Source organism: Dietzia sp. Die43 (assembly GCF_024519835.1).
GTDB lineage: Bacteria > Actinomycetota > Actinomycetes > Mycobacteriales > Mycobacteriaceae > Dietzia > Dietzia kunjamensis.
Genome location: NZ_JALJRF010000008.1, coordinates 21,005 through 33,894 on the forward strand (window position 1 = coordinate 21,005; position 12,890 = coordinate 33,894).

Genomic DNA, 12,890 nt, shown 5'->3' on the forward strand with positions numbered 1-12,890 from the left:
ACTGTGACTGACATCCTCGATCCGCTGATCACCGCCCGAAACATCGAGACGACCTACAAGCGGTACCTCACCACGATCCTCCACCCCAAGGAGGCGAGTCTTCGCGACGAGTTCGTGGGTGAGGTGGGCAGATCCCGCGACCTCACCAAGGGGCCGCTCCTCGAGACGACGCCGCCCTACGCCCCGGGCCGGTCACTGAACGACCTCATTGACGAGGGAGTGCTGGAACCCTCCTTCACTCGACTCTCCAGCCCGGCTCTCCCCTTGGAGAGGCCGCTGTACGCGCACCAGGAGAACGCAATCCGCAAGGTGGTGGCCGGCCGCAACGTGGTGGTGACAACCGGCACCGGCTCGGGCAAGACGGAGAGCTTCCTGCTACCGATCTTCAACCACCTCATGGCTGAACACGCGGCGGGCACCTTGGGCCCCGGTGTCCGAGCACTGTTGCTCTACCCGATGAACGCCCTTGCCAACGACCAACTCAAGCGGCTCCGAACACTCCTGGCCGACGTCCCCGAGATCACCTTCGGGCGCTATACCGGCGAGACCAAGCACACCGCCAAAGACGCCCAGCGCCACTTCAAAGCCCTCCATCCCGGTGAGCCGCTGCTGCCCAACGAAAAACTCAGCCGCGAGGAGATGCAGGCGGACCCGCCCCATATCCTGCTCACCAACTACGCCATGCTCGAATACCTCCTCCTGCGTCCCCGGGACATCGAGCTCTTTGCGTCCCGCGGTTCCCAGACCTGGCAATTCGTGGCGCTCGATGAGGCCCACGTGTACGACGGAGCCCAAGCGGCCGAGGTCGGGATGCTGCTGCGCCGCCTCAAGGACCGGGTAGCCCCCTACGAGCGCCTTCAGTACATCGCCACCTCTGCATCTCTAGATGGTGAGCCCTCCGAGGTGACCACCTTCGCCTCGGAGCTGTTCAACGCCGACTTCGAATACTCTTCAGATCCCGCCCGGCAGGACGTGGTCCACGCAGTGAAGATCACCTCCCCGGACGCAGCCACCTGGCAGCTCACCCCGGAGCAGCTTCTCGAAATTGTTGCCGGCCCCACTGATGATTGGGGCATGCGGGAGGCAGATACAGGCCCCGATCTTGCCCGCCTGGTGCAGCTTTCTGGACTGGAGTCCGCTGGCGAGGCCCTTGACCACGAGCACCACATCGTCGCCCTCCGTGCCGCGCTCGCCGATGGCCCCGTGGACATTCGGGTCCTGGCCGAGCGGATCTGGCCGGGCCGGGATGACGCCGACCGTCTGCTCGAAACCCTTGTTCGTCTGGGCGGCCGCGTACTAGCCGACGATGGCCACCCGGTGCTGTCCGCGCGCTATCACTTCTTCGTCCGCGCCACCGAAGGCGCCTTCGCCTGCCTGTCCGAAACCGGACCACACGTGGCCCTGGCCCGCCACGAGGAATGCCCCACCTGCGATGCGGCAATGTTCGAGTTCGCCACCTGCACATCGTGCGGAACAGTGCATCTCGCCGGCCAAGTCGAGGACGATCGTTTGATTCCCGTCACCGGACGCTCCGACAAGGCGAAGTGGTATGCCCTGCTGGATACCGCCGATGTCGTAGTGGACGAGGACGACACGGTTCTGGCCTCGGACGACGACGTCGTCGTCACCACCCCCACCTGGCTGTGCACCGGCTGCGGCGACCTCTCGGAGAGCCCCGTCACCACCTGTCATTCCGGGTGCGGCAAGGGCACCATCCGGCCGATCTTCGCGCTCCACACCAGCAAGGCGGGCCTATCGACGTGCATCCACTGTGGAGCGCGAAAGAACCATCTCATCCGCCGACTCGACCTGGGTAGCGATGCTCCCGCCGCGGTCGTCACCACGTCCCTCTACCAGCAGCTCCCCATCGCCAAGGATGAGTCGCGCGATCTGGTGGGACAGGGGCGCAAGCTTCTCATGTTCAGCGACTCGCGGCAGGCCGCCGCGTACGCTGCGCCGTACCTCAACGGAACCTACTCCCGTCTGGTCCAGCGTCGCCTACTCACCCAAACCATCGACTCGCCGTACTACCAAAACGAGGCAGCCACCATCGATGACCTGGTGGCCGACGCCGTACCAGTGGGTCGCAAGGCCCACCTCTTCGAAGCGACAGACTCCAAGCGCCACACCGACCGGGCCGTAGCCACGTGGCTCATGTCCGATCTCATCGGCACAGACACCCGCCAATCCCTGGAAGGCCTGGGCTTGCTCCACGTGAGCATGCGTCTGCCGGAGGACGCCCTACTTCCTGCGCCCCTCGTCAAGGCACTCGATACCGATGGCGCGCGAGCCGTCCTGCAGCAGCTGGCAACGATGGTCCGACGCCAGGGTGCGGTAACCATGCCCGACGGCGTCGACGCCACCGACGAACTCTTCGCCCCGCGCAATGTAGTGATTTCCATGCGCTCCGATGGTTCCGACCGTCGGCGCAAGCAACTGTCCTGGGCTCCCACCCGCGGCACAAACAAGCGGCTCAACTACCTCGAACGTGTGCTGGAGAAGGTCGGCAAGCGTGACCAGGCCCGCGAGTTTCTAGACAGGCTGTGGACGGTTCTCGGTCCGGCCGGAAGCCGCGGAAATGGACTCGGCTGGTTTAAAGACAACACGCCTACCGTGGGGACAAGCCAGCTCGACCACCGGATGATCGAGCTTCGGCCTGGTAACACGGCACAGTGGTGGCGGTGCTCGGTCTGCCGTTCCCGTACCGCTCACAACGCGCTCGACGTGTGTCCGACACTGAACTGCGACGGAGTGCTCGAACTGGCCCCGATCCCGTCACTAGTCGAGGAAGAGAACCACTACCGGCATCTCTACCGATCCATGGCGCTCGCGCCCATGTCCGCCAGCGAACACACCGCGCAATGGACTGCAGAGGAGGCGCTCGAGATCCAGAACCGCTTCATCCGCGGCAACATCAACGTGCTGTCCTGCTCCACCACCTTCGAGCTCGGTGTGGACGTGGGCGACCTGCAGGCAGTGGTGATGCGCAATATGCCTCCGCGAACCGCGAACTACGTTCAGCGTGCCGGGCGGGCAGGCCGACGTTCGGACTCTGCAGCGTTCGTCACCACCTTTGCCCAGCGGCGTCCGCGGGATCTCGCTCGCTTCCAGGACCCCACCGACATGATCAGCGGCGTCATGCGCGTTCCCTGGGTGCCGATTGACAACGAGCGGATCGCCAGACGGCACATCCACTCGATCGTTCTGGCCGATTTCCTACGGAGCCAGTTCGAGAGCTTCGGCCGCGAGTTCCCCCACGTGGCCGACCTCCTGTCTGCGGACGACCCAGCGGATGAAGCATGGCGGAAGATCGAGCCATTCCTCACGCCAGTCCCGCCACACATCGCTGATGCGGTGGCTCGGGTCGTGCCCGAGGAGCTCCACGATGAGCTCGATGTGGCCGAACACGGCTGGGTTCGCCACCTGATTGATCGATTCGAATCCGTGGCGGAAGAACTCCGGTTGGAAAGGACACAACTCACCGAGCTGCAGGACAACGCTGCGGCCGAGAAGAACTACAAGTTCGCCAGCCTCCTGGAGCGGACCCTGCGGACAGTCGAGGGCCGCCAGACCCTGGCAGTGTTGGCCCAGAAGAACATCCTCCCCAAGTACGGATTCCCGGTCGACACAGTTGGCTTGCGCACCAACCATTCACCAGACCCGGCTGGACAGAAGCTCGAACTCGACCGCGATCTGGCTCTGGCCATCCTCGACTACGCACCCGGGAATCAGGTCGTAGCCGCCGGAAAGCTATGGACGTCGCGGGCAGTGGCCAAGAAGCCTGGAAAGGCCTTCGTTCGACACGAGTACCGCGTCTGCACCGGCTGTGGGGCGTTCCAAACTGCGCTCTCTCTTGAAAACGCCGAACTGATCTGCACTGTCTGCGAGGCCGGATTCAGCCCTAAAGCCACCAAACGATTCATTATCCCCGAATGGGGTTTTGTAGCCGATCCCCAGCCAGAAGCCGTCGGATCGGCGCCGCCCTCTCGCGGTACGGTCGGCTCTTCCTACGTGGAATACCCAGGCGATTCCATTTCCCAGGTGGAGCTCATCGGTGGCACCACAACCACGACCGCCACCTCGGGAGTCCGTGCCCATATGGTGGTTCTCTCCGAGGGAATGGGCGCCGGATACCGAATCTGTAGCAACTGCGGGTGGGCAAAGCCTCACTCGGGAGACCGCGCTGCCGCCCACACCAACCCGCTCACCGGTGCGGACTGTCGTGGCAGCTTCGACCTGGTCGCGCTGGGCCACCGCTATCAGACCGACACCGCAGAGATCGTCCCTCGCGGGCTAGTCGATGCGAGCCCGAACGCCATGCTCTCCCTGATGTACGCCCTGCTTGAGGGAGCATCAGAGGGGCTGGAGATCTCCCGGGATGACATCGACGCCACGCTTTCGTGGTCCAAACGGACACGGTCGATCGTCCTCTATGACACCGTCCCAGCCGGCGCAGGCGCAGCCCGGAAGATCACCGAGAACATCACGACGGTGCTCGATGAAGGACACCGCAGGGTGGACAACTGCGACTGTGGCATCGAGACCAGCTGCTTCGGTTGCCTCCGAAACGCGTTCAACGACCGACACCACGAGGTGCTCAAGCGGGAAGACGCGTTACGCCTACTAGACCAGATGCGTTCATACACCGCTGTAAACCATTCCGACACCGCCACTCAGATCAGGTAACCGAGGACCGAACAAGTGAATTCTGATTCCAAAATTAATGCCGATGTCGCACATCGACTCAAAAACTACGTTTACGCATTGGTAGATCCCCGCGACGGGATTCCGTTTTACATCGGAAAGGGCACAAGTGGACGAGTAGAACAGCATGGGCTGGACGCACGAGCATGGGTTGAGGCAGAGGACCTCGCCAATGCCAGTAGCAAGATTAAGCAAATCAATGACATTAAGAGATCAGGCCACGAGGTTGATGTATGGATTCTCAGATACGGGATGAACAAGAGGGAGTACTCGGCCGTTGAATCGACGCTAATAGACTTTATTCAAACTTTCCCGATTGCCCCCTCTTCGGAGAGGATTCGCCCACTCAAGTCAGGTTCCACGCTGACCAACCTGGTACGAGGAGGAGAAACTGACCAGGGGATAACCAGGCTAAGCGACATCGTCGACGAACTTCGTGCCCCAGCGCTTACCATCGATCGACCACTTTTGCTCATCATGCTCGGCCCTTGGACGGATCAAGAAGAAGTCATGCCGGACGGTAAAATCCGATCAGGACACGGATTTAAGAACGAATGGATGGACAAGAAGCTACTCGAGGACGCCATTGATGAGCTCGGCGACTCGGTGTGCTGTTGGTGGACGTGGGATACCAGCCGAATTGAGAATTCCGGGATCACCCATATCGTTGCTGTGTACCGCGGGGTCACCCGCGGTCTCTTCGAAATAGTCCGAGGCTCTCATCGCGCTTCTACCGACCGCGGTGCTAGACGAGGATGCTCAGTCGTACCGATCACCGATCCGGAGAATTCGCTCTGGAAGGAGGTAATCGGACCCCACGGACACACTATCCCTCCCAAGAAGAGGGGGGAGCAAAGCGCATTCCGCTACTGGCCGTACTGAAGGAAGTCTCATACACGCGGTACCCCCAGTCGGACTCGAACCGACACTTTGACGGTTTTAAGCCGTCTGCCTCTGCCAATTGGGCTATGGGGGCGAGGCCCACACCAGGTGTGAGCCGGGTGACCCCGCCGCCGCGGGACCGGGTGGGCGCGCAGGGCGCCCGAGGCCAGCGTCAGCCAGCCAGGCGGGCCAGCACCGACATCGCGATGCCGTCGAGAATATCCTTCTCGCTCACCGTGATGTCAGTAATACCAGCCCTCTCAGACATCAGATCACACAGCGCGGAGGCAACAAGCGCGCCTCCTCCGATCACGTCCGCACGCCCCGGATGCATGGGCCCCACACCACGCCGCTCGGCGATCGGCAAAGCCACCAACCGAGCGCACACCTCGCGCATCTGCTCCAGCGAGATCACCGAATTATGCAGCGCCACCGGGTCGTATGTGGCCATGCCCTGCGCCACCGCAGACAGGGTGGTGAAGGTGCCGGCCACGCCCACAAAGCGCTTCGCCCGGCCCAGCGGAAGCCCGGATGCCGACTCCAGAGCCTCCCCGATCACGCGGCGGGCCTCCGAGACCTCCCCGCTGCTCGGCGGGTCCGAATGCAGTGTCCGCTCCGTGATGCGCACACATCCGATGTCCAGGCTCTGGGCGCCGAGAATGCGCACGTCGCCGTCGTCGTACTCCCCCACCACAATCTCGGTGGACCCACCGCCGAGGTCGGTCACCACAAACGGGCCGTCGGCCGGCGACAGATCGGAGACGCCGCCGGCAAAGGTCAGCTCCGCCTCGGTCTGCCCGGAGATCACCTCGGCCTGCGTGCCCGGGAATTGCTTGCCCAGTACCTCGGCGGTCATGCCGAAGAGCTCGTCCTTGTTGGCCGCATCGCGGGTGGCGGAGGTGGCCACCATCCGCACCGACTGGACGCCGAGCTCATTCATGGTTTCCGTGTAGTCGGTCAGCGCGGTGCGGCAGCGGGAGATCGCGCCCTCGGACAGCCGACCCGTGGCGTCCACGCCCTCGCCCAGGCGGATGATCCGCATCTCGCGCACCACGTCGGTCAGCCCGGGCTCACCGGGGACGCCCTCGGCCACGAGCAGGCGGATGGAGTTGGTACCGCAGTCGACGGCTCCCACTCGAACACGGCCGACGCGGACGGAACCGCTGCGTTCGTCTCCGGCAGCCGAACTCACTGCTGGTCCATCGCCAGGTAGTCCGGGATCCCCAGCTCCTCGGGCGTCGGCCACTCCTGCGGGAGCGCCGTGCCGCGCAGCCCGGCCTCGCAGGCCAGCGCCACGGACTCGTCGCCCAGCCACACCACGCCCGGCCCCTCGGCCAGCGCGTACGCCATGAGTACGTGCAGGCACTTGACCCGCTCGGGCATCCCGCCACCGGAGAAGTCGGTGCCCAGGTCCTCGATCTCGTTGCGCTGCGCCAGATACCGCTCGTGCGCCTGCCGATAGTTGGCCGACATCTCGGGGTCTGTGGACAACCTCGTCGTCATACCCCTCATGATCCCCGCCGACTCCTGACGGCTCGCCTCGGCGGTGAGCCGCGGATCGGTGAGGTAGTACAGCGTGGGGAACGGGGTGCCGTCCTCTAGCCGCGGCGCGGTCTTGACCACCCCGGGCTTGCCGTCGGGGCTGCGGTAGGACACCTCCAGCACGCCCCGCGGCGGCCGACCCAGCTGGGCCTGGATCGCGTCGAGGTCTTCGCTGGACACGCTCTGCTCGGCGCTCACGCTGGGGGGTCCTCCTGTGATTGATCTTGGACGCCGCCCGGGATGGGGGCGGCGGGGTCATCGGCACCGGGCACGCCGGGGACGACCAGCACCGGCGGGGTGTCGGGACCGCCGGGAATGGACGTGCCCTCGAGCACCGCCGAGTCCTCCGGCATGATCGGGTCGGCAGGCTCGGCGATGGAGTTCCACACGCGCGTCTGCCACGGCTGCGCCGCCAGCTCGGCGGCCTTCTGCTCGGCCACGGCCTGCTCGATCGGGTCGACCATCGACACGCGGTACGGGGTCTCCCCCGGCTTCACGGCGCCAAAGCGGATGCGGGCCTGCTGCTCGATGTACGCCGGGTCCGAGAGCATCTGCTCCTCGGCCTCGAGCTCGGCGATCGTCGCCTCCAGCGCGGCCCGCTCCTGCGCCACGGTCTTCTCGTCGCGCAGGAACTGGTAGTGATTGCGCAACGGGAACGACACGGTGACGAGCAGGATGATGGCGACGACGGCGAGGAGTCCGATCCGCCGCGGGGTGTAGTTCCGCGGGCCCAGCAGGGTGTCGGACAGGTCCGTGCGCGTGGTGAGGCGGTGGGCCTCCGGATGCGCGGTGGTGCCGACCCGGCCGGAGCGGGCAGAGGCCGGGACGGGCCGGTCCCGTTCGCGGCTCGGCGTCCGCCGGCGGGTCGGCTCGCGGCGGGTGGGGTCGGCGGGCTGGTCGGCCCCGCTCTGCCCGTCGACCCCGTCGCGGCCGGTAGCACCCGGGCCGCGGCCGGTGCTGCTCCCCCGGTCCGCGGCGGACCCACGGCCCGTCCCGTTCGCACGGCGACGGATGGCGCCCGACGCCTCCCCGGGCCGCCGGGACGACGCGCGATCGCGTGCGTCTCCCCGGCGGTCCGAGGGGCGGGGCGGGCGAGCCATGCGCCTTCCTTTCCGACTACGTGCCCGTCAGCGGTGAACTGCCGACGGGCGGTGCTGGTGCCGTCAGGCGGAGAAGCGCGGGAACGCCTCGGCGCCCGCGTACCGGGCGGCGTCGCCGAGCATCTCCTCGATGCGCAGCAGCTGGTTGTACTTGGCCACGCGCTCCGAGCGGGCCGGGGCGCCGGTCTTGATCTGGCCACAGTTGCAGGCCACGGCGAGGTCGGCGATGGTCGTGTCCTCGGTCTCGCCCGAGCGGTGCGACATCATCGAGGCGTAGCGGTTGCGGTGGGCCAGGTCCACGGCGTCCAGCGTCTCGGTGAGGGTGCCGATCTGGTTGACCTTGACCAGCAGGGCGTTGGCCAGCCCCTTCTCGATGCCCTCGGCCAGGCGCTGCGGGTTGGTGACGAAGAGGTCGTCGCCGACCAGCTGGACCTTGTCGCCGATCATGTCGGTGAGGGTCTTCCAGCCGTCCCAGTCGTCCTCGTCGAGCGGGTCCTCGATGGAGACGAGCGCGTACTTGTTGACGAGCTCGGCGTAGACGTCGGCCATCTCGGCGGCGGAGAGCTGCTTGCCCTCGAAGTGGTACTTACCGTCCTTGTAGAACTCGGTGGCCGCGACGTCGAGCGCGAGGGCGACGTCGGTGCCGAGCGAGTAGCCGGCCTTCTCGATGGCCTCGGCTATGAGGTCGAGCGCGGCGGTGGTGGACTCGACGGAGGGGGCGAACCCGCCCTCGTCGCCCAGGCCGGTCGACAGGCCGCGGTCCTTGATGACGGTCTTGAGGTGGTGGTACACCTCGGTGCCCATGCGCAGGGCCTCACGGAACGTGGGCGCGCCGATGGGGGCGATCATGAACTCCTGGACGTCGACGCCCGAGTCGGCGTGGGCGCCACCGTTGAGGATGTTCATCATCGGCACGGGCAGCACGTGGGCGTTGGCACCACCGATGAAGCGGTACAGCTCGAGGCCCGAGGACTCGGCGGCGGCGCGGGCCACGGCCAGCGAGACGCCAAGCACGGCGTTGGCACCGACGGTCGACTTGTTGGGAGTGCCGTCGGCGTCGAGGAGGGCCTCGTCCACGACGCGCTGGTCCTCGGCGGGGATGCCGATGACGGCGGGGGCGAGCACGTCCAACACGGCCTCGACGGCCTTGGTGACGCCCTTGCCCAGGTAGCGATCGTCCTCATCGCGCAGCTCCACGGCCTCGTGGGCGCCGGTGGACGCACCGGACGGCACGGCGGCGCGGCCGAACGAGCCGTCGTCCAGAAGCACCTCCACCTCGACGGTGGGGTTGCCTCGCGAATCGAGGATCTCCCGGGCTCCGACCTGCTCGATAAGCGCCATCTGTGCTCCTTGGGGGAAGTTCGTGGGTTCGTGTGCGTGGCCGGCGCCGCTAGGCGGGCGCAGTCCGCTGGCCATTGTTCCACGTCGGTCCAGAGGGCGGGACGAGGCTGGGCCGGGGGCAGCCGGCCCGTTCGGATGCCCAGGCCCGTTTTCGGCACCCGGTGTGCGCTAGGCGCGGGGCGGCACCCAGGGCCCCGGGCGCGGTCTTGCCTGCTTCGAGACGCCGCCCCCGGCGCCGGGTGCCGTCCACGAGCCGTCTCGCTTCGGTGGGATGTCGCGCCCGGTCTCCGATGCCGACTCGGGCGACTCGTCCGGCTTCGGCAGGGTCGCGGGGGTCCACTGCTTGCCGTCAAACCATCGGACGAGCGCAGGGTCGGCCTGATCCGGGTACCACCCGGCAGGCTGCTGGCTGGCCACCGGCGGCTGCCCGGTGTCGTACGGTCGGGCGGATTGTCCGCGAGTGAGCTGCCCCCAGACGTTCTTTTCCGGATCCCGTCCAAGGATGAACAGGGCGGCAGTGCCGAGGAGACCCGCCGCGATCAGGCCGTTGACCCATGCTGGACCCGAATTCCCGCTTCTCGCGAAGATGCACTCGAGTTCGTTCTCGGGTGCACTGCTCGCCGTCCTGCTCTGGTACCCCAACAACTCCGCATAGAACGACGTGTCCGCACTTTGCCGGGGCGCCGGTTGTGCGAGTGACCCGCAGTAGAGGGTGTTCCCACTGTCGCTCTCCGCCTCCACTTGCGAGAACGAGTAGAACACCGAGATCACCGTGAAGAGGGTACCCAGAAGCAGCCCGATCAGATTCAGGGTTGATGCCTTGTACAACGGTCCCTGGATGTATCTCCCGGGCCTATTCCACTCTTCGCTCAACATGTCCACTACGAGCGGCCTCTCTTCAGCTGGATGCCGAGAAACTATCAAAGTATGTTCACGGTCATTTTTCGGCTACCCATTCGGCGATCCTCGAACGCGCGCTATCAGAGAGGCGGAACGTCGCCATCACCCCGGCGAGCGACCGTCGGCCACAGCTCGTGCGCCGATGTCCGCGATAGCGTCGTCAAGGTCCGAGTCGCCCACATCCACGTCGCGGCCCGCCGACACGTCAGCCCAGCCCCGCTCGACTGCTGCACGAAGTGTCGCGAGCCTGACTGCGTCCTCACCATCCCGGCTCTGCATACTCATCACCCCTGTCGAGAAACTATGCCAATCCTGCGGGTCCGGCACGGCCTGCGTGAATAGGAACCAGCCTGCAGCCGGAATTCTGGCCGCGGCGGGCCCGCGTCGTCCTCGTCATCGGACCCAAGCGCCGTCCACGCCACGCGGACTCACTCCGGCCTCCGAGGCTCACCCCGGCGGCCCGGCGGGGTGCGGACCAGCGGACGCCGTCGGTGACGTACCCGGCCCCTAGAGTGAGCCCGACCCCGCCAGGACCACCCAGGAGGACTCAGTGGACTCACCCGCCCTCATCACCGCCCGCAACCGGGACGGCATCTGATGGCGGCCCGGTCCTCGCGCAAGGCCACGACCAGGCGCAAAACGGGTTCCTCGCGGTCGACGGCAGCAAAGAAGGCGAACTCCACCCGGGCGAAGCCGACCAAGAAGCGCGCTAGTGCGGCGCCGGCGGTTCCGTCGATCCCTCCCGGCCAGCGGGTGTGGCTGCTGGAGCTCCCGTGGGGAGGGCTCGACGGCGGGACGCCGGCCGGGGTGACCTACTACAAGTCGCTCACCGCGCACGCCTATGTCGGCAGCACCCTGCCGAGCGCACTGGAGCCCTACGCCAGCAAGCCGTACTCGTACCTGCGGTGGCTCGAGGACGAACTCAACGGCAGCGAGGGCCCGGGCGCGACCGCCGCACCGATGACGCTGCGCCCGGAGCAACGCGCGGACGTGGACGCGATCGTCGCCGCCGCCGAGCAGCAGTTCCGGCAGGTCCACCTGGCAAACGACGTGGGCACCGGCAAGACCCTGGTGGCGGTCGCCGCGGCGAAGGCCATCGCGAAGGCGCGCGGCGCACACACGGTCCTGGTCACTGTGGACCGGCCGGCCCGCATCACCATCCCGTCATGGCGGCGCACCATCGCGGCACTGGGCGACGACGACCTGCGCTGGATCGTCATGTCCTCGGACAGCCTGGGCAAGCTCATGGCGCGCAACGGGCGCCCGCGGCTCAAGGTCGACGTCGCGGTGATCGACGAGGCCCACCAGTTCCGGCACGCCAGCAAGCGCACCAGCTACATGCGGCGACTGACCCGCATGGACGGCCCGCACGAGAAGGCCCCGTTCGTGCTGTCGATCACTGCCACCCCGGGGCATCACCCGGGCGAATGGGGCTACCTGTCATCGCTGTACGCGCAGGTCCACGACGATCCCCCGGCCGCGTGGTCGGACTTCGGCCGGGCCCTGGCCGAGCGAGGCGTGCCGCTGGAGATCTCGTACGGCAAGTGGACGTGGACCGCGGAGGCCAAGGAGTCGCTGCAGACGCAGCAGGCCGCCATCAGCGACGTGCGAGACTTCCTGCTGCGGCACGAGCCGCCGCTGATGCTCACCCGGTCTGCACCGTGGGGGCCGCCTCCATTCGACGTGGACCTGGTGGAGCTGACCCCGGACCAGTGGCGGGCCTACGAGCTGGAATGGGGCGACTTCCAACGCGAGATGCAGCTGGCCAGGACGGGCAACAACGTCGCCCGCGGGCTGGCCGCACTGGTGAGGCTGCGCCAGAAGGCATCGATGATCCGGGTCGAGCACACGGTCGCGGCGGCCAAGGCCGAGCTCGAGCGCGGCTACCAGGTGCTGATCGCCACCGAGATGGTGTCCACGGCCGCGCACCCGGTGGCCGAATTGCTCGAGGCCGACGGGATCCCCGTCGCACGGATCTACGGCTCGAACCCGCAGGCCGAGTCCGAGCGGATGCGGTTCCAGCGAGGCGAGGCGCCAGTGGTGGTGTTCAACACGCCCACCGCGATCAACCTGCAGGCGGGCGAGCAGTTCGCCGACGGCTCGTTCGCGACCGACACCCCGCGCAGGGGCTTCTTCCACCAGGCCCGCTACTCGGGCCTCCTGGCCGAGCAGACGATGGGCCGCGCACACCGGAACCATCAGGTGTGCGCCTGGTCGCTCCTGGCCGCGGCCGGGACGATCGAGGAACGGGCCGGGACGGTGATGCTGTCCCGTCTCATCGCATCGGCGACCAGCACCGATGCGGACGCCTCCACCTTCTCCGAGGTGGCGCAGGTGTTCGGGATCGACTGGATCCCCGCCGTCCGACTGGCGGACGAGCTCGGCTAGGGCGGGCCGGTCGCGTCGACCGGCCCCGCCCCG

8 protein-coding genes and 1 tRNA gene are annotated in these 12,890 nt (G+C 66.8%); 3 read left to right on the plus strand and 6 right to left on the minus strand.

The window, feature by feature from the left end:
- Positions 1-3: 3 nt before the first annotated feature.
- Both NR111_RS08230 and NR111_RS08235 read left to right on the plus strand, forming a co-directional pair.
- Positions 4-4,686: a DEAD/DEAH box helicase gene (locus NR111_RS08230; protein WP_256820518.1), complete on the plus strand. Its 4,683-nt coding sequence runs from the start codon at positions 4-6 to the stop codon at positions 4,684-4,686.
- A gap of 15 nt (positions 4,687-4,701) precedes the next feature.
- A complete protein-coding gene (locus NR111_RS08235; protein ID WP_256820519.1) occupies positions 4,702-5,586 on the plus strand; it encodes a GIY-YIG nuclease family protein in 885 nt (294 codons plus the stop codon).
- A gap of 20 nt (positions 5,587-5,606) precedes the next feature.
- On the opposite strand, the gene NR111_RS08240 is transcribed toward NR111_RS08235, so the two are convergent.
- From NR111_RS08240 to NR111_RS08265, 6 genes are all read right to left on the minus strand, one after another.
- Positions 5,607-5,680 (minus strand) — tRNA-Leu (locus NR111_RS08240).
- A gap of 78 nt (positions 5,681-5,758) precedes the next feature.
- Positions 5,759-6,679 carry a Ppx/GppA phosphatase family protein gene (locus tag NR111_RS08245; protein ID WP_308202011.1) on the minus strand — a complete coding sequence of 307 codons (921 nt, stop codon included), beginning with the start codon at positions 6,677-6,679 and terminating at the stop codon, positions 5,759-5,761.
- 95 nt (positions 6,680-6,774) lie between these two features.
- Complete coding sequence (locus NR111_RS08250) at positions 6,775-7,326, minus strand: DUF501 domain-containing protein (RefSeq protein WP_256820520.1); 552 nt, start codon at positions 7,324-7,326, stop codon at positions 6,775-6,777.
- Positions 7,323-8,228, minus strand: coding sequence for a septum formation initiator family protein (locus tag NR111_RS08255; RefSeq protein ID WP_256820521.1), 906 nt, complete (start codon positions 8,226-8,228; stop codon positions 7,323-7,325). The genes NR111_RS08250 and NR111_RS08255 overlap by 4 nt, the downstream gene beginning before the upstream one ends.
- Before the next feature lie 63 nt (positions 8,229-8,291).
- The gene (gene eno, locus NR111_RS08260) at positions 8,292-9,569 is read right to left on the minus strand and encodes a phosphopyruvate hydratase (RefSeq protein ID WP_256820522.1); all 1,278 of its coding nucleotides are present in this window, start codon (positions 9,567-9,569) and stop codon (positions 8,292-8,294) included.
- A 168-nt stretch (positions 9,570-9,737) separates the two neighbouring features.
- Positions 9,738-10,397: a DUF2510 domain-containing protein gene (locus NR111_RS08265; RefSeq protein WP_256820523.1), complete on the minus strand. Its 660-nt coding sequence runs from the start codon at positions 10,395-10,397 to the stop codon at positions 9,738-9,740.
- A gap of 669 nt (positions 10,398-11,066) precedes the next feature.
- On the opposite strand from NR111_RS08265, the gene NR111_RS08270 reads away from it, so the two are divergent.
- Positions 11,067-12,857, plus strand: coding sequence for a DEAD/DEAH box helicase family protein (locus tag NR111_RS08270; protein ID WP_256820524.1), 1,791 nt, complete (start codon positions 11,067-11,069; stop codon positions 12,855-12,857).
- Positions 12,858-12,890: the final 33 nt, after the last annotated feature.

What these genes read in the sequence shown, in the direction of transcription:
- NR111_RS08270 (WP_256820524.1), top strand. Translation starts at nt 11,067, where the DNA reads ATGGCGGCCCGGTCCTCGCGCAAGGCCACGACCAGGCGCAAAACGGGT.
- NR111_RS08255 (WP_256820521.1), bottom strand. Translation starts at nt 8,228, where the DNA reads ATGGCTCGCCCGCCCCGCCCCTCGGACCGCCGGGGAGACGCACGCGAT.
- eno (WP_256820522.1), bottom strand. Translation starts at nt 9,569, where the DNA reads ATGGCGCTTATCGAGCAGGTCGGAGCCCGGGAGATCCTCGATTCGCGA.